Annotated in this window: 13 protein-coding genes and 1 other annotated feature; of the genes, 9 read left to right on the plus strand and 4 right to left on the minus strand. The window is 55.5% G+C overall.

Translation table 11 applies throughout. The features are described from left to right. Positions 1–31: 31 nt before the first annotated feature. On the minus strand, positions 32–3,181 hold the full coding sequence (gene acrB / locus JJB97_RS10325; protein WP_238713932.1) for a multidrug efflux RND transporter permease subunit AcrB: 3,150 nt from the start codon (positions 3,179–3,181) through the stop codon (positions 32–34). A 22-nt stretch (positions 3,182–3,203) separates the two neighbouring features. Next, positions 3,204–4,397: an efflux RND transporter periplasmic adaptor subunit gene (locus JJB97_RS10330; protein WP_238713933.1), complete on the minus strand. Its 1,194-nt coding sequence runs from the start codon at positions 4,395–4,397 to the stop codon at positions 3,204–3,206. A 143-nt stretch (positions 4,398–4,540) separates the two neighbouring features. Between JJB97_RS10330 and acrR the strand changes: the two genes are divergently transcribed. After that, the gene (acrR, locus tag JJB97_RS10335) at positions 4,541–5,182 is read left to right on the plus strand and encodes a multidrug efflux transporter transcriptional repressor AcrR (RefSeq protein WP_238713934.1); all 642 of its coding nucleotides are present in this window, start codon (positions 4,541–4,543) and stop codon (positions 5,180–5,182) included. Between the two features lie 115 nt (positions 5,183–5,297). Further along, on the plus strand, positions 5,298–8,672 hold the full coding sequence (gene mscK / locus JJB97_RS10340; RefSeq protein WP_238713935.1) for a mechanosensitive channel MscK: 3,375 nt from the start codon (positions 5,298–5,300) through the stop codon (positions 8,670–8,672). Here mscK and rsmS read toward each other — a convergent pair. Together rsmS and priC are read right to left on the minus strand one after the other, a co-directional pair. Beyond that, the gene (gene rsmS, locus JJB97_RS10345; protein ID WP_238713936.1) at positions 8,664–8,819 is read right to left on the minus strand and encodes a pleiotropic regulatory protein RsmS; all 156 of its coding nucleotides are present in this window, start codon (positions 8,817–8,819) and stop codon (positions 8,664–8,666) included. The two genes, mscK and rsmS, sit on opposite strands and share 9 nt — an antisense overlap. A gap of 14 nt (positions 8,820–8,833) precedes the next feature. Beyond that, on the minus strand, positions 8,834–9,361 hold the full coding sequence (priC, locus tag JJB97_RS10350; protein ID WP_238713937.1) for a primosomal replication protein PriC: 528 nt from the start codon (positions 9,359–9,361) through the stop codon (positions 8,834–8,836). Positions 9,362–9,427: 66 nt separating this feature from the next. Between priC and JJB97_RS10355 the strand changes: the two genes are divergently transcribed. The 7 genes from JJB97_RS10355 to adk all read left to right on the plus strand — a co-directional run bounded on the left by JJB97_RS10355 (position 9,428) and on the right by adk (position 16,709). Continuing rightward, complete coding sequence (locus tag JJB97_RS10355) at positions 9,428–9,805, plus strand: DUF454 family protein (RefSeq protein WP_238713938.1); 378 nt, start codon at positions 9,428–9,430, stop codon at positions 9,803–9,805. Positions 9,806–9,952: 147 nt separating this feature from the next. Continuing rightward, the gene (gene apt, locus JJB97_RS10360) at positions 9,953–10,504 is read left to right on the plus strand and encodes an adenine phosphoribosyltransferase (protein ID WP_238713939.1); all 552 of its coding nucleotides are present in this window, start codon (positions 9,953–9,955) and stop codon (positions 10,502–10,504) included. Positions 10,505–10,592: 88 nt separating this feature from the next. Continuing rightward, positions 10,593–12,581 (plus strand): DNA polymerase III subunit gamma/tau, encoded by a 1,989-nt coding sequence (gene dnaX, locus JJB97_RS10365; RefSeq protein WP_238713940.1) that lies wholly within the window; start codon positions 10,593–10,595, stop codon positions 12,579–12,581. After that, positions 11,914–11,978 (plus strand) — a sequence feature (DnaX frameshifting element). Its footprint overlaps the gene before it by 65 nt. An 89-nt stretch (positions 12,582–12,670) precedes the next feature. Next, positions 12,671–13,000, plus strand: a complete 330-nt coding sequence (locus tag JJB97_RS10370; protein ID WP_238713941.1) for a YbaB/EbfC family nucleoid-associated protein — start codon at positions 12,671–12,673, stop codon at positions 12,998–13,000. Beyond that, positions 13,000–13,605 (plus strand): recombination mediator RecR, encoded by a 606-nt coding sequence (gene recR, locus JJB97_RS10375; RefSeq protein WP_238713942.1) that lies wholly within the window; start codon positions 13,000–13,002, stop codon positions 13,603–13,605. Before JJB97_RS10370 ends, recR begins: the two co-directional genes overlap by 1 nt. Before the next feature lie 146 nt (positions 13,606–13,751). Next, the gene (gene htpG / locus JJB97_RS10380; RefSeq protein WP_238713943.1) at positions 13,752–15,626 is read left to right on the plus strand and encodes a molecular chaperone HtpG; all 1,875 of its coding nucleotides are present in this window, start codon (positions 13,752–13,754) and stop codon (positions 15,624–15,626) included. 438 nt (positions 15,627–16,064) lie between these two features. Next, positions 16,065–16,709, plus strand: a complete 645-nt coding sequence (gene adk / locus JJB97_RS10385) for an adenylate kinase (RefSeq protein ID WP_238713944.1) — start codon at positions 16,065–16,067, stop codon at positions 16,707–16,709. The last annotated feature ends 8 nt before the right edge of the window (positions 16,710–16,717 follow it).

A 16,717-nucleotide genomic window follows, 5' to 3' on the forward strand; every position in this document is an offset into this window, starting at 1 on the left:
CGGCCTTTTATACTGATAATGCGTAACGGGGTTACTGTTTATGCTCTACAGTGGCCGTATTTTCGTCACCTTTATGGCGGCCGAAGCGGCGTCGCACCACCACAAAGAAGACCGGCACAAAGAAGATAGCCAGTACGGTTGCCGTTATCATCCCGCCCATTACGCCGGTACCGACAGCATTCTGCGCACCGGAGCCTGCGCCTGAACTGAGCACCAGCGGCAGGACCCCAAGGATAAACGCCAGGGAAGTCATCAGTATCGGGCGCAGACGCATACGTACCGCTTCCAGCGTGGCTTCCACCAGGCCTTTACCTTCTTTTTCCATCAGGTCTTTTGCGAATTCGACAATCAATATGGCGTTTTTCGCTGACAAACCAATTGTGGTCAACAGGCCGACCTGGAAGTAAACATCGTTTGTTAGCCCACGTAGCGTGGCGGCCAGCAGCGCGCCGATAACGCCGAGCGGCACCACCAGCATGACAGAGAACGGTATCGACCAGCTTTCATACAGCGCGGCAAGGCACAGGAACACCACGATAAGCGAAATAGCATAAAGCGATGGCGCCTGGTTGCCGGATAAACGTTCCTGATAGGAGAGCCCCGTCCAGTCATAACCAATGCCCGCAGGCAGCTTACTGGCCAACTGTTCCATCAGCGCCATAGCTTCGCCGGTACTTTTACCTGGCGCGGCCTCGCCCATAATCTCCATCGCGGGCAGGCCGTTATAGCGCTCCAGCCGCGGTGAGCCATATTCCCAGTGGCCGGTAGCGAAGGCGCTGAACGGCACCATCTGACCGCTGGCGCCGCGCACGTACCATTTGGCGATGTCGCCCGGCAGCATGCGGTATTCTGCTTCGCCCATAATGTAGACTTTCTTCACACGACCGCGGTCAATGAAGTCATTTACATAACTGCCGCCCCAGGCTGCGCCCAGCGTGGTATTGATATCAGTAAGCGTGACGCCAAGCGATCGCGCCTTCTCCTGGTCGATTTCAATTTTGTACTGTGGTGTATCTTCCAGCCCGTTAGGACGCACCTGCATCAGCACATCGGGATGTTGCATCGTCATACCCAGCAACTGGTTACGCGCCTGCATCAGCTTATCGTGGCCGTGGTTCGCCTGGTCGATAAGTTGAAAATCAAATCCGGTTGCGTTACCCAGTTCAACGATAGCAGGGAGGTTAAAGGCGAATACCATCGCATCTTTTATCTGCGAGAAAGTACCCATCGCGCGACCAGTAATGGCTTCAACCTTGTTTTCCGCGCCGGGACGATCGCCCCAGTCTTTCAGGCTTACAAACGCCAGACCGGTATTTTGTCCGCGCCCTGCAAAGCCGAAGCCGTTAACGGTAAACACCGATTTTACATTCGCTTTTTCTTTGGTCAGGAAATAATCGCTAACCTGATCAAGCACTTTTTGGGTGCGCTCCTGCGTTGCGCCTGTTGGTAACTGAACCTGGGCGAGGAAGACGCCCTGATCCTCGCTTGGCAGGAACGAGCTGGGCAGGCGAAGAAACAGCAAAGCCATGCCGACAACAATCAGCAGATAGAGCAGTAAGTATCGGCCGGTGCTGCGAAGGATGTTGCCTATGCTGTCGGTATAGTGATGCGTGCTCTTATCGAATACGCGGTTAAACCAGCCGAAAAACCCCTTTTTGCCTTCGCCGTGGTCGCCTTTAGCAATAGGTTTAAGCATAGTGGCGCACAATGCCGGCGTCAGAATCATTGCCACCAGTACCGACAGCGCCATTGCAGAAACAATAGTGATAGAGAACTGGCGATAGATCGCCCCGGTGGAACCGCCGAAAAAGGCCATCGGAATAAACACCGCCGACAGCACCAGCGCGATACCCACCAGCGCGCCCTGAATTTGCCCCATTGATTTACGGGTGGCTTCTTTCGGCGGTAGTCCTTCTTCCACCATTACGCGCTCGACGTTTTCTACTACCACGATAGCGTCATCCACCAGCAGGCCTATCGCCAGCACCATCGCAAACATAGTTAGCGTGTTTATCGAATAACCAAACGCGGCCAGTACGGCGAAGGTGCCAAGCAGCACAACCGGTACCGCGATAGTCGGGATGAGCGTGGCGCGGAAGTTTTGCAGGAACAAATACATCACGATAAACACCAGCACGATAGCTTCCACCAGGGTTTTCACCACTTCAAAGATGGAAATTTTAACAAACGGCGTTGTATCGTACGGGTAAACCACTTCCAGCCCGCGCGGGAAGTAGGGTTTTAGTTTTTCGACTTCAGCCTGCACCGCCGCTGCGGCATCGAGCGCGTTTGCGCCGGTGGCGAGTTTGATGCCAAGGCCGGAAGCAGGGTGGCCGTTGAAGCGAGCGATAACGTCGTAGTTTTCGCCGCCAAGCTCGATTTTTGCTACGTCTTTCAGACGCACCTGAGAACCGTCCTGATTGACCTTAAGCAGAATATTGCCAAATTCGTCAGTGGACGTCAGGCGGGTTTGCGCCACGATAGAGGCGTTAAGCTGCTGGCCTTTTACCGGCGGAGTGCCGCCAAGCTGGCCTGCGGCCATCTGGGCGTTCTGGGCTTTAATCGCCGTAGCAATATCGCCAGGGGTGAGGGCATAGTTATTGAGCTTGTTAGGATCAAGCCAGATGCGCATGGCATATTGCGAACCAAATAGCTGAACGTCGCCCACGCCCGTTGCCCGGCTGATGGGATCTTTGATAGTCGAGCCTACAAAATCGGCAATATCATCCTGGTTCATGGTGCCGTCAGTGTTGATAAAGCCCAGCACCATCAGGAAGCTGCTGGAAGACTTTTTCACGCTGATGCCTTGCTGCTGCACTTCCTGCGGCAGAAGCGGCATTGCCAATTGCAGCTTGTTTTGCACCTGCACCTGGGCAATATCGGCATCGGTGCCGGATTCAAATGTCAGCGTGATTCCCACTGCGCCGGATGAGTCGCTACTGGACGACATATACATCAGGTTATCGATACCGTTCATGTTCTGTTCGATAACCTGCGTAACGGTATCCTGAACCGTTTTCGCATCGGCGCCGGGGTAGACTGCTGAAACCTGCACAGCCGGCGGGGCAATCGTTGGATATTGCGCCACGGGCAGCTTCAGGATAGCCAATCCCCCTGCCAGCATGATGATGATCGCGATAACCCAGGCAAAAATGGGGCGATCGATAAAAAACTTAGCCATGTCTTAACGGCTCCTGTTTAAGTTAAGACTGTTTCTGTTCGGACTGAGCGGCAGCTTCACTTTGCGCTTTGTCATCCGGCTTTTGTTCTTCGGCTTTCACCTGAACGCCAGGGCGAACTTTCTGAAGGCCGGTAACGATAACGCGATCGCCACTCTGTAATCCTTTAGTGACCAGCCATTTGTCCCCGATAGCCTGCGTGACGGCGATCTGGCGCACTTCCACTTTTTCGTCTTTACCCACAATCATTACAGTGGCTTCACCGCGCGGCGTACGAGCCACGCCCTGCTGAGGAACCAGTAGAGCGTTCGGGTTGGTGCCTTCTTCAAGGCGAGCGCGTACAAACATGCCTGGCAACAGCGTGCCGTCCGGATTCGGGAAAATCGCGCGCAGCGTAATGGAACCGGTGGTCTGGTCTACGGTAACGTCAGAGAATTCCAGCGTACCGGTCTGCGGATAAGCGATGCCTTCAGCCGTAGTCAGTGTGACCCTGGCTTTACCGTTTTCCTGTTTTAGCGTGCCGTTTGCCAGTTCCTGTTTCAGGCGCAGAAAGTCGTTGCTTGACTGCGTTACGTCAACATAAATAGGGTCAAGCTGTTGCACTGTGGCCAGCGCCGTAGCCTGTCCGTTTTGCACCAGCGCCCCTTCGGTGACGGCGGATTTACCAATACGGCCGCTGATAGGAGAGGTGACTTTGGTATAGGCGAGGTTGATGCGCGCGTTTTCAACAGCGGCTTTTGCCGCCACCACTGCCGCTTCGGCCTGACGCAGGTCAGCCTGAGCGGTGTCGTAATCCTGTTGGCTGATGTAATTGGTGCCAAGCAGTTTTTTATAGCGGTTTAACGTTACGCGTGAAATGTTGGCGCTTGCCTGCGCCTTTGCCAAATCGCCTTTCGCGCTTTCATAAGAAGCCTGATAGATGGCCGGGTCTATTTGATAAAGCGAAACGCCTGCCTTTACATCGCTGCCTTCCACAAAATTACGCTTCAGAATGATGCCGCTGACCTGGGGACGAACTTCCGCTACGCGATACGCGCTGGTGCGCCCAGGCAGCTCGGTTGTCATCTGAAGCGCTTCGCTTTTCAGTGTGACAATGCCAACGGCCTGAGCCTGTGAGCCTTGTTGTTGCTGTTGTTCATCATTACATCCTGTAAGCGCAAAGCTGCCTGAGAGCATCAGAACGACCGCCAGAGGCGCAAATCCTCTGTTTTTGTTCATATATAAACCTCGAGTGTCCAGTTTCAAAATTTGATCAATGGTCAAATGTCTACAAGCCCATTGCTGCGTTAATATTAACATCGTGCTATAGTACATACGTACATAAATGTATGTAAATCTGGCACCTGAAAATCCTTTAACTGATGGCACGAAAAACTAAACAGCAAGCGTTAGAGACGCGCAAGCATATTCTGGATACCGCGCTACGCCTTTTCTCGCAAAAGGGCGTTTCGGCAACATCGCTTGCGGATATCGCCCAGGCTGCGGGCGTTACGCGCGGCGCCATCTACTGGCATTTTCGCAATAAGTCAGATTTATTCAATGAAATCTGGGTACTTTCAGATTCCGATATCGGCGATTTAGAGATTGAGTATCGGGCAAAATATCCTCGCGATCCACTTTCCGCACTTCGCGAATTGCTGGTTCATATTCTGGAAACCACGGTAACAGAAGAAAGGCGACGCCTGATGATGGAAATCATCTTCCATAAATGTGAATTTGTAGGGGAGATGGTGGCGGTTCAGCAAGCGCAGCGCAGCCTTTATATGGAAGGGTACGAACGCATTGAAAGCGCGCTCGATCGGTGCCGCGCCGCGGGCATGTTGCCTGAAAACTTACTCTCCCGCCGTGCGGCAATATTAATGCGCTGTTATATCGCAGGCATTATTGAAAGCTGGCTGTTTGCGCCGGAGACGTTTGATCTACAGCGTGAAGCGCGTGACTATGTCGCCATCCTTCTGGAAATGTTTCAGCTTTGCCCCACCTTGCGTTCGCCTGCCCCGTAAGCGCGCTTTAAGAGCGCTCTGGCGCGTGTGATGTTTGTGGCCCTTATATCGGGGTGCTATCCTGATTTATTGAATTCATCCACACTCCCCCTGCGGCGCGGGCGCGATAATCATCATGACTCTACAACATGCTTTACGCCTGCGGAAAACCGCCTTCGCTGTTGTAATCATATTTGTTTCGCTCTTTCAATCCCTTGCGGTTCAGGCGCGCGCTAACAGCGATGTTCCGTCGCGGTCCGATATACAACGCCAGCTTGATGCTCTTGATAAACAGAAAAACCTCTCCTCGCAAGCCAGGCTGATACAACAGGATCTTAATCAGACGCTGGAGGTGTTGGATAAAATTGAGCGTGTGGAAAACGAAGCGGCTGAACAGCACAAGCGAATTAATGACGCGCCGGAGAAGACCCGGCGGGCGACCGAAGCGCTGGAGGCTTACGGCAGCGAGAAACTGGATGAGGCTGCCTATAGCAAAACGCTTTCTTCTCTATCGTTGCGCCAGCTTGAACAGCAGGTTTCACAAACGTTTGACGAGCTGCAAACGGCGCAAAGCGCTCTTTCCACGCTCAACAGCCAACTGGTTTCACTGCAAACGCAGCCGGAGCGGGTGCAGAATGCCATGTATGCGGCCACCGAACAGCTTCAGCAGATTCGCTCTCGTCTGAGCGGCGTGAACACAGGCGCGCCGCTGCGCGCAAGCCAGCAATCGCTGCTACTGGCCCAGCAGGCGTTGCTTAATGCGCAGCTTGAGCAGCAACGCGGCAGTCTTGAAGGCAATACAATGCTTCAGGATTCTCTGCAAAAGCAGCGGGATTACACCACGGCGCATATTTCTCGCCTTGAGCGTCGGCTTGAGCTGATGCAGGCCACACTCAGCAAAAAGCGCCTGACGCTGACAAAAAAAACGGCGCAGGAAGCCGTAACGCCGGAGGAAGGCGCGGCGATTCAGAATATCCCGCTGGTGCGCCAGGAGCTGGACGTCAACCACCAGATTAGCGAACGCCTGATTGACGCTACCCGACGCGGCAATGAGCTGGTGCAGCGCAATATCCAGGTGAAAACCTGGCTCGATCGCACGCTCCAGTCCGAACGCAATCTTAAAGAACAGATTGCGATGCTCAAGGGCAGTCTGTTGCTGTCTCGTATCCTTTATCAGCAACAACAAAATTTGCCGTCTGCGGATGATATGGATGATATGACCAACCGCATTGCCGACCTGCGGCTTGAGCAGTTTGAACTTAACCAACAGCGCGATGCGCTGTTCAGGGGAGAGGATTTCGTCAACCATCTGCTTCAAAGCCAGCCAAAAGAGCAGCGGCAATCGGCCGACGAGGATGATGTCCGGGATGCGTTGCTGGAAGTGATTGATATGCGCCGTGAGTTGCTCGAACAGCTAAATAAACAGCTTGGCGGCCAGCTTATGTTGGCGATTAACCTGCAAATGAATCAGCAGCAGTTGATAAGCTCCAGCCAGCGGCTGCAACAAACGCTGACCCAGCAGATTTTTTGGGTAACGTCCAATAAACCAATGGACTGGGCGTGGATCACCGCTTTCCCGCAGGCGCTAAAGGATCAGTTGTCGTCGATGGAGATAGTCGGCAACTGGGGGGGGGCACGCCATTCGTTTGGGCTGACGCTGGCGGCCGCGCTGGCGCTACTTATGCTTGCGGGCCTGACGTGCTGGCGCTTTCGCTGGCTGAAGGCGCGCCTTGACGCGCTATCGGCCGATGTGGGGCTGCTTCATAAAGACAGCCAGACCCATACGCCCAAAGCGCTGTTAATTGATCTCGTGCGCGCGCTGCCGGTGTGCCTGATGCTGCTGGCGGCCGGGCTTCTTCTGCGGTTTATGAGGTTGAACGTCAGCGAATTGATGTGGAGTTTTGGCAAAGAGCTGGCGTTGTTTGGGCTGATTTTCGGCGTCTGCTGGCGTGTTCTGGAACAAAAGGGCGTGGCGGAGCATCACTTTATGATCCCGCCGACCCGGGTGCGTCACTATCGCCGCCAGATTGTACGCATCAGCATCGCACTGCTGCCCATGCTGTGCTGGGCCGTAGTGGGGGCGCACTCTCCGCTGCATCTGATGAATGATGTGCTTGGGCAGTTTATGGTTTTTGTTAATTTGCTGGTGATTACGGGGCTGATGTGGCCAATGTGCCGCGACGCCTGGCGTGATAAAGAATCTCATACCGTACGCCTGGTCACGATAACCGTGCTGTCGCTGGTGCCTGTCGGTTTGCTGATACTGACGGCGCTTGGCTATTTTTACACTACGTTGCGCCTTGCGCACCGCTGGATAGACACCGTATACCTGACGATTATCTGGAACCTGCTTTACCAGACGGTCCTGCGCGGGCTTAGCGTGGCGGCGCGGCGTATTGCCTGGCGCCGTGCGCTGGCGCGGCGCGAAGCTTTGGAAAAAGAGGGCGCGCAAGGAAGCAATGAGCCGGTGGAAGAGCCGCCGCTTGGGCTGGAGCAGGTAAATCAACAAACGCTGCGCATTACCACGCTGGTGATGTTTGCGCTGTTCGGGCTGATCTTCTGGGCAATATGGTCCGATTTGATTACGGTCTTCTCGTATCTCGACAGCATTACGCTATGGCATTACAGCGTTACCGAGGCGGGAGCGTCGGTAACGAAAAGCGTCACAATGGGCAGCCTGCTGTTCGCTGTCGTCGCTTTTATGCTCGCCTGGGCATTGATTCGCAACCTGCCGGGTCTGCTGGAGGTGCTGGTGCTGTCGCGCCTGAAGATGCGACAGGGGTCGTCATACGCCATCACGACAATCCTTAACTATGTGATAATTGCCGCAGGCGCCATTGCGGTGTTGGGTTCGCTGGGGGTTTCGTGGGATAAACTTCAGTGGATGGCCGCCGGTCTGTCAGTTGGCCTTGGTTTTGGTTTGCAGGAAATCTTCGGGAATTTTATTGCAGGCCTGATTATTTTGTTTGAGCGCCCAATTCGCATCGGGGATACCATTACCATCGGCACTTATTCCGGTTCAGTGAGCCGAATCCGCATTCGCGCTACGACCATCATTGACTTTGATCATAAAGAGATAATCGTGCCGAACAAGGCATTTGTTACCGAGCGGCTTATCAACTGGTCGCTCAGTGATACGATAACCCGCGTAGTGGTGAAGCTTGGCGTAGCGTACGGTTCGGATCTTGATAAAGTGCAGGCCGTGCTGCTTAAAGCTGCCACCGGACATCCGAAAGTGATGCATGAGCCGTATCCGCAGGTCTTCTTTCTGGCGTTTGGCCAGAGCTCGCTCGACCATGAACTGCAGTTCTACGTGCGTGAACTGGGCGATCGCGGCTTAACGCAGGATGCGGTAAACCGCACTATCGACCGCCTGTGCCGCGAAAATAGTATTGATATCGCGTTCAATACGCTTGAAGTGCGCCTGCGTAACGCGAAAGGGGATGAAATTACCGAGGTGGCGCGCGACCTATCCCGGGAGGGGCAGGGCGACACGCCCCCCTCACTCTGAAGCCTGTAGCGCCTGCTTATGTAAAAAATCCTGACGCACTATTTCCAGCGCGGCCAGCACGGTTTGTGTCGGGAGGGCGTTTTGCTCCAGCAACATAATTAAATCTACCGCCAGCTTGACTTCATCCGGGGCTTGTTCCAGCGACATACTCTCTCCTCATCTCAGCGCGTGCGGCGTTCAACCGCGCGGGTAATATTTGCCAGGGCTTCGCGACAGCGGGCTAACCGCCCATCAAGCGCTTCCAGTTCACGCGCCAGCCGCTGTTGTCCCGCCAGCGTTTGCTCTGCTGTAAGCTGCGTGATGCGGGCGTTTTTCATCGCCAGCAGTCGCCGCTCGTAATCCTGATGTCTTAACAGGTTTGCATTAAGCCGGGCCAGAGAAGGCTGTGCGGCGTCGTAGCGACGCAGTTCGCCGGTTGCCGCTTCGCGGGTTAACGCCGTGATTTGCGCAACCAGGCGGTCCGCCAGCCATGCCGCCTGTTGCACGCGATTTTGTTCAATCAGCGTCTTTAACTGCCGCCAGTTTGCTTCCACTTCATGCAAACAGTCGCCCATTCGCGTACTGCGCCCGTGAAAAAGCTGGCGATTGAAACGAGAGGACACGGCGCAGTGCGCGCCAAAGGGCGTAATCAGCGCCGTCAGTTGCGCTATGCGAGCCTCAAGGGTTTCGATAAGTTGCCGGGTCTTCATGAATCTCCCTGCGGCGGCGGCCGATGATTATGCTACAGTGGCGGCGTCACGGTATGGAAGCGACATATGGGTAAGATCATTTTAATCATGACGGGCTGGTTAGCGATAGTGCTCGGCGCGCTGGGCGTGGTATTGCCGCTTTTACCCACGACGCCGTTTATCCTGCTGGCGGCCTGGTGTTTTGCCCGCTCGTCGCCGCGCTTTCACGGCTGGTTAATGCACCGCTCATGGTTTGGCGGTTATCTGCGCTATTGGCAAGCCTACCGCGCGATGCCGCCGGGGGCTAAACCGCGCGCGGTTGTGCTTATACTGGTAACGTTTGCCGTTTCGCTATGGCTGGTCGAACTTGCCTGGGCGCGTATTTTATTACTGGTTTGTCTGGCGGCGCTGCTGCTTTTTCTGTGGCGTGTTCCGGTGGTTGCGCCAGAGCAAGAAAAGCCGTAATGGCAGACGACTGTGGTTGCATTTACCGCCTGCAGCCAGTAAATTTTGGCGTTTTCGAGCGCAGCGCGCCGCCGGTAAAATAAGCGAAAGTTGATGTGTTGAACGCCGCGCGCTGGGAGTGACATCGTAATTTTCAGGCACGTAACTATGACCGTAACCGCGCAGCAGCTTGAGTTTATCAAAGACAGTATTAAAAGCGTTCAGGATTATCCGAAGCCGGGCATTCTGTTCCGTGACGTGACCAGCCTGCTGGAAGATCCAAAGGCCTACGCGCTCAGCATTGAATTGCTGGTGGCGCGCTACGCAGATGCCGGCATCACTAAAGTAGTGGGCACTGAAGCGCGCGGTTTCCTGTTCGGCGCGCCGGTTGCGCTGGGTCTGAACGTAGGTTTTGTGCCGGTCCGTAAGCCGCGCAAGCTGCCGCGAGCGACTATCAGCGAAAACTATGAGCTGGAGTATGGCGAAGATCGGCTTGAGATCCACGTTGACGCCATTAAACCAGGCGATAAGGTGCTGGTTGTGGACGATCTGCTGGCGACCGGCGGGACCATCGAAGCTACCGTGAAGCTGATTCGCCGGCTTGGCGGCAACGTGGCGGATGCGGCCTTTATCATTAACCTGTTCGATCTTGGCGGCGAACAGCGCCTGGAGCAGCAGGGGATACACTGCTACAGCCTGGTCTCTTTTCCAGGCCACTGAGTTCTGCAGGCAGCCTCGCCCATTGGGTGGGGCTGTGTTAGCATGACTATCTTAATGTCCTTTCTCCCGATCTGAGAGCCTATTGCCGATGAGCTACCAGGTGCTGGCCCGTAAATGGCGTCCACAAACCTTTGCCGAGGTCGTTGGCCAGGAGCATGTCCTGACCGCGCTGGCTAATGGCCTGAATCTTGGCCGTATTCACCACGCTTATCTGTTCTCCGGCACGCGCGGCGTAGGCAAAACTTCCATCGCCCGCCTGTTGGCAAAAGGGCTGAACTGCGAAACCGGCATCACCGCGACTCCTTGCGGCAAATGTGATAACTGCCGGGAGATCGAGCAGGGGCGTTTTGTCGATCTGATTGAAATAGACGCGGCTTCGCGCACCAAAGTCGAAGATACCCGCGAACTGCTCGACAACGTGCAGTATGCCCCGGCGCGCGGGCGTTTTAAGGTTTACCTTATCGACGAAGTTCACATGCTTTCGCGCCACAGCTTCAACGCGCTGCTCAAAACGCTGGAAGAGCCGCCTGAGCACGTTAAGTTTTTGCTGGCGACCACCGATCCGCAAAAGCTGCCGGTGACCATTCTCTCGCGATGCCTACAGTTTCATCTCAGGGCGCTGGACGTCACGCAGATAGCCGCGCAGCTTGAATATGTGCTCGGCCAGGAAAAAATTTCATTTGAATCGCGCGCGCTGCATTTGCTGGCGCGAGCCGCCGAAGGCAGCCTGCGCGATGCGCTGAGCCTGACCGATCAGGCTATTGCCAGCGGAGACGGCCAGGTCAGCGCTCTGGCGGTTAGCGCAATGCTTGGCACGCTGGATGACGACCAGGCTTTAACGCTAATAGAGGCGCTTACCCAGGCCGACGGCCAGCGTACTATGGCGCTGGTGGACGAGGCCGCCGCCCGCGGGGTAGCGTGGGAGGCGCTGTTGATTGAAATGCTTAGCCTGTTGCATCAAATTGCAATGGCGCAGCTTTCGCCCGCGCTTTTCGATACTGGCGCGGGGACGCAAGAGGCGCGCCTGCGCGAGCTGGCGCGCACCGTGCCGCCGGCGGATATACAGCTTTACTACCAGACATTGCTTATTGGTCGCAAAGAGCTGCCCTGGGCGCCGGATCGTCGTATGGGCGTTGAAATGACGCTGCTGCGCGCGCTGGCCTTCCACCCCCAGCAGCCGCTGCCGGAACCGGCGTTGCCGCATAACGCTGCGCCGCGTCAGGCGGCGTCAGAACCGCCGCAGGCGGCCTCAGCGCCGGCGCTGTCGCACCCGCCGCCGGATCCGGCGGCGCAGTTTACGCCGCCGACCCAGCAGAGCGCGCCGGTCGCGCATAGCGAGCCGCAGGCAAGCGCGCCGCTGCCGGATGCGATAAGCCAGGTGTTGCAGGCCCGTAGCCAGCTTCAGCGCCAGAAAGGAGATTCCAGAACAAAAAAGAATGAACCGGCGGCGCAGCGATCGGCGCGGCCGGTAGCCAACTCCGCGCTTGAGCGCCTGGCGTCGGTGACTGAGCGCGTACAGGCGCGCCAGACGGCGCCGCAGGCGCAGGATAAGCCAGCAAAAAAAGAGGCCTACCGTTGGAAGGCGCTGAACCCGCAGGCGCCAGCGGTGGACGCAATAGCGACGCCGAAAGCGCTTAAGCGCGCGCTTGAGCATGAAAAAACGCCGGAACTGGCGGCGAAACTGGCTGAGGAGGCCCTGGCGCGCGATCCCTGGGCGCGGGAGGTTAGCCGTCTACAGGTGTCAAAACTGGTAGAGCAGGTCGCGCTTAATGCCTGGAAAGAGCAGAACGGCAGCGCGGTTTGCCTGCATCTGCGCCCGGCGCAGCGGCATCTTAATTCGCCCGGCGCGCAGCAGGCGCTGGCGCTGGCGCTAAGTGAGCTGCACGGCGCGCCGGTTGAACTGACCATTGTTGAAGACGATAATCCCGCACAGCGCACGCCGCTGGAGTGGCGGCAGGCTATCTATGAAGAAAAGCTTGAGCAGGCGCGGGCGTCGATTATCGCAGATAATAATATTCAGACTCTGCGGCGTTTTTTTGACGCGGATTTGGATGAAGAGAGTATTCGTCCCGTTTGACGCGCAGCCCGCAGCCGCGCTGCACGTTGTTAATCACATGCCGCTAAGCGTAGTGACGGTTACGCGGCCCGAGCAATAGAGAGAAGAGTATGTTTGGTAAAGGCGGACTGGGCAACCTGATGAAGCAGGCCCAGCAGATGCAGGACAAAATGCAGAAAATGCAGGAAGAGATCGCCACCCTTGAGGTCACCGGCGAATCTGGCGCGGGTCTGGTCAAAGTCACTATTAATGGCGCGCACAACTGCCGCCGTGTAGAGATAGCTCCGAGCCTGCTCGAAGATGATAAAGAGATGCTGGAAGATTTAGTGGCTGCGGCGTTCAACGACGCCGCGCGCCGCATTGAAGAAACCCAGAAAGAGAAAATGGCCTCCGTTTCCGCCGGCATGCAGTTGCCGCCGGGCTTTAAGATGCCGTTCTGATGCAAACCAGCCCGCTGCTCACGCAGCTTATGGAAGCGCTGCGCTGCCTGCCAGGCGTTGGGCCGAAATCGGCCCAACGTATGGCGTTTTCCCTGTTGCAGCGTGACCGCAGCGGCGGTATGCGCCTGGCGCAGTCGTTACAGCGAGCTATGTCGGAAATTGGCCACTGCGCCGATTGCCGCACCTTCACCGAGCAGGATGTTTGCAATATCTGCGCAAATCCGCGCCGCCGTGAAAACGGCCAGATCTGCGTAGTGGAAAGCCCGGCGGACATCTATGCTATTGAGCAAACAGGGCAATTTTCCGGACGTTATTTTGTGCTGATGGGCCACCTGTCGCCGCTTGATGGTATTGGTCCAAACGATATTGGCCTCGACAGGCTTGAGCAACGCCTGGAAATGGAGTCGATGCAGGAAGTGATCCTCGCGACCAATCCAACCGTGGAGGGGGAGGCGACCGCCAACTATATTGCCGAGCTTTGCGCTCAGTACGGCGTGCAGGCCAGCCGCATCGCTCATGGCGTGCCGGTGGGCGGCGAACTGGAAATGGTTGACGGCACCACGCTGTCGCATTCACTGGTTGGGCGTCATAAGATTATATTTTAATCAATCGGGAGCCGGTTTTGCCGCTCCCGCTTGAAATCCCTTTTCCGTAACCCCATAACCTCTCAACCTGTTTCCCGTAACCGTACAGACCCGACTGCTTTTGCCTGAAATGTGCAAAAACAAGGGGATAGTTGAGGTATCGCTAAATGAAAGGACAAGAGACTCGTGGCTTCCAGTCAGAAGTAAAACAGCTTCTGCACCTGATGATCCATTCTCTCTATTCAAATAAAGAAATCTTCCTGCGTGAGCTTATCTCCAACGCATCCGATGCCGCTGACAAGCTGCGCTTTCGCGCGTTGTCAAAGCCTGAGCTTTATGAAGGCGACGGCGAACTGCGCGTGCGCGTAGCGTTTGATAAAGAAGCCCGCACGTTGACGATTTCTGATAACGGCATCGGCATGAACCGTGATGATGTGATTGATCATCTCGGCACTATCGCAAAATCTGGCACTAAAGCGTTTCTCGAATCTATGGGCTCCGATCAGGCAAAAGACAGCCAGTTGATTGGGCAGTTCGGCGTAGGTTTTTATTCCGCGTTTATTGTTGCAGATAAAGTGACCGTTCGCACCCGCGCTGCGGGCGATAGCGCGGATAAGGGCGTGTTCTGGGAGTCGGCTGGCGAAGGCGAGTATACCGTTGCCGATATCACGAAAGATGAGCGTGGCACCGATATCACGCTGCATCTGCGCGAGGGCGAAGATGAATTCCTCGACCCGTGGCGCGTGCGTTCTATCATCAGTAAATATTCCGACCATATCGCGCTGCCGGTTGAGATTGAGCAAAGCGAAGAAAAAGACGGCGAAACCGTTGTAAGCTGGGAGAAAATCAACAAAGCCCAGGCGTTGTGGACCCGTAACCGAGCGGAAATCAGCGATGATGATTATAAAGCGTTTTATAAGCATATCGCCCATGACTTTACCGACCCGTTGATCTGGAGTCACAACCGCGTGGAAGGGAAGCAGGAGTACACCAGCCTGCTGTATATCCCGGCGCAGGCGCCGTGGGATATGTGGAATCGCGATCATAAACATGGCCTTAAGCTGTACGTGCAACGTGTGTTCATCATGGATGACGCCGAGCAGTTTATGCCGAACTACCTGCGCTTTGTGCGCGGCCTGATTGATTCAAACGACCTGCCGCTTAACGTATCGCGTGAGATTCTTCAGGACAGCACCGTTACCCGCAATCTGCGTAACGCCCTGAGCAAGCGCGCGCTGCAAATGCTGGATAAACTGGCGAAAGACGACGCCGACAAGTACCAGACTTTCTGGGACCAGTTTGGCCTTGTGCTTAAAGAAGGTCCGGCGGAAGATCAGGCTAACCAGCAGGCTATTGCCAAACTGCTGCGTTTTGCATCAACACACAACGATTCTTCTGTGCAAAACGTCTCTCTGGAAGCGTATGTCAGCCGCATGAAAGAAGGGCAGGAAAAGATTTATTACATCACCGCCGATAGCTATGCGGCGGCGAAAAGCAGCCCGCACCTGGAGCTGCTGCGTAAAAAAGGCATTGAAGTGCTGCTGCTGTCCGATCGCATTGACGAGTGGATGATGAGCTATCTTACTGAGTTCGACGGTAAAGCGTTCCAGTCGGTAGCAAAAGCGGACGCATCGCTGGAAAAACTGGCCGATGATGTGGATGAAAGCGCGAAAGAAGCCGATAAAGCGCTGGAGCCGTTCGTTGAACGTGTGAAAACGCTGCTGGGCGAGCGCGTAAAAGAGGTGCGCCTGACCCACCGCCTTACCGACACCCCGGCGATTGTGACGACCGACGGTGATGAAATGACCACCCAGATGGCGAAGCTGTTTGCCGCGGCAGGCCAGACGGTGCCGGAGGTGAAGTACATTTTTGAACTGAACCCGGATCATCCGCTGGTGAAACGTACCGCTGATACCACTGACGATGCGCGTTTTGGCGAATGGATTGAGTTGTTGCTCGATCAGGCGCTGCTGGCTGAGAAAGGGACGCTGGACGATCCGAACCTGTTTATTCGCCGCGTTAACCAACTGCTGTTGGGTTAAACCGCGCTGGACGTGTAGCCGTTTTTATAGGGGCGCTTAGCGATCGGAGTCAAAGCGGGCGAAACCGGAGTTTCGCCCGCTTTGTGGTTAACAGTTGAAAATCAACGCGTTGATTTTCATGGTTTATTTTACAGATATGGCGGGCTGAGTTTGTTTTGCCCGGCACTTGTCATCAGCCTCAACCCGCCCGCCTGACGCAGGCGGTTTTTTACGCAGGCATAACGCTACCTGGATGAAACAGCGCGGGCCGATGTAGCATGGCTTAGCCGGGACAGAAACGGGCGTTACGTTGGGCTTTCTTGTGATGGTGTGGGCTTAATGGTAAGGTCTTATCCCTCAACGTATACCCTCTGTGACAACGGAGTGCCTCGCGAAACGCGTTTGGCGATACCCGGCTGCATGGCGGAAAATATTTATAAACGTAAGGGGAATTACGCAATGCGTATGATTCTGCTCGGCGCACCCGGCGCTGGTAAGGGAACACAGGCTCAGTTCATCATGGAGAAATACGGTATTCCGCAGATCTCCACCGGTGATATGCTGCGCGCCGCGGTTAAATCCGGCTCCGAGCTGGGCAAACAGGCCAAAGATATCATGGATGCCGGTAAACTGGTTACTGATGAACTGGTCATCGCACTGGTGAAAGAGCGCATCGCGCAGGAAGACTGTCGCAACGGTTTTCTGCTGGACGGCTTTCCGCGCACTATCCCGCAGGCTGACGCCATGAAAGATGCCGGCATCAGTGTGGATTTTGTGCTGGAGTTTGATGTGCCGGACGACATCATTGTTGACCGCATTGTAGGTCGCCGCGTACACGCCGCCTCTGGCCGCGTTTACCATATCAAATACAATCCGCCCAGAGTGGAAGGCAAAGATGATGTGACCGGCGAAGCGCTAAGCACCCGTAAAGACGATCAGGAAGAAACCGTGCGCAAACGCCTGGTGGAGTACCATACCCTGACTGAACCGCTGATTGGCTACTATCAGAAAGAAGCGCAGGCGGGTAATACGCGTTATGCGAAAATCGACGGCACCCAGGCCGTTGACGACGTGCGTGCTGAACTGGTGAAAATTCTCGGCTAAGCACCGTT

This window comes from Tenebrionibacter intestinalis (assembly GCF_016632365.1).
In the GTDB taxonomy this organism is placed as follows: Bacteria; Pseudomonadota; Gammaproteobacteria; order Enterobacterales; family Enterobacteriaceae; genus Tenebrionibacter; species Tenebrionibacter intestinalis.

Bases quoted from the DNA above. Each gene is read 5' to 3' on its own strand.
- JJB97_RS10330 (WP_238713933.1), bottom strand. From the start codon at position 4,397: ATGAACAAAAACAGAGGATTTGCGCCTCTGGCGGTCGTTCTGATGCTC.
- adk (WP_238713944.1), top strand. From the start codon at position 16,065: ATGCGTATGATTCTGCTCGGCGCACCCGGCGCTGGTAAGGGAACACAG.
- htpG (WP_238713943.1), top strand. From the start codon at position 13,752: ATGAAAGGACAAGAGACTCGTGGCTTCCAGTCAGAAGTAAAACAGCTT.
- mscK (WP_238713935.1), top strand. From the start codon at position 5,298: ATGACTCTACAACATGCTTTACGCCTGCGGAAAACCGCCTTCGCTGTT.
- JJB97_RS10355 (WP_238713938.1), top strand. From the start codon at position 9,428: ATGGGTAAGATCATTTTAATCATGACGGGCTGGTTAGCGATAGTGCTC.
- acrB (WP_238713932.1), bottom strand. From the start codon at position 3,181: ATGGCTAAGTTTTTTATCGATCGCCCCATTTTTGCCTGGGTTATCGCG.
- recR (WP_238713942.1), top strand. From the start codon at position 13,000: ATGCAAACCAGCCCGCTGCTCACGCAGCTTATGGAAGCGCTGCGCTGC.
- priC (WP_238713937.1), bottom strand. From the start codon at position 9,361: ATGAAGACCCGGCAACTTATCGAAACCCTTGAGGCTCGCATAGCGCAA.
- dnaX (WP_238713940.1), top strand. From the start codon at position 10,593: ATGAGCTACCAGGTGCTGGCCCGTAAATGGCGTCCACAAACCTTTGCC.
- acrR (WP_238713934.1), top strand. From the start codon at position 4,541: ATGGCACGAAAAACTAAACAGCAAGCGTTAGAGACGCGCAAGCATATT.
- JJB97_RS10370 (WP_238713941.1), top strand. From the start codon at position 12,671: ATGTTTGGTAAAGGCGGACTGGGCAACCTGATGAAGCAGGCCCAGCAG.
- apt (WP_238713939.1), top strand. From the start codon at position 9,953: ATGACCGTAACCGCGCAGCAGCTTGAGTTTATCAAAGACAGTATTAAA.
- rsmS (WP_238713936.1), bottom strand. From the start codon at position 8,819: ATGTCGCTGGAACAAGCCCCGGATGAAGTCAAGCTGGCGGTAGATTTA.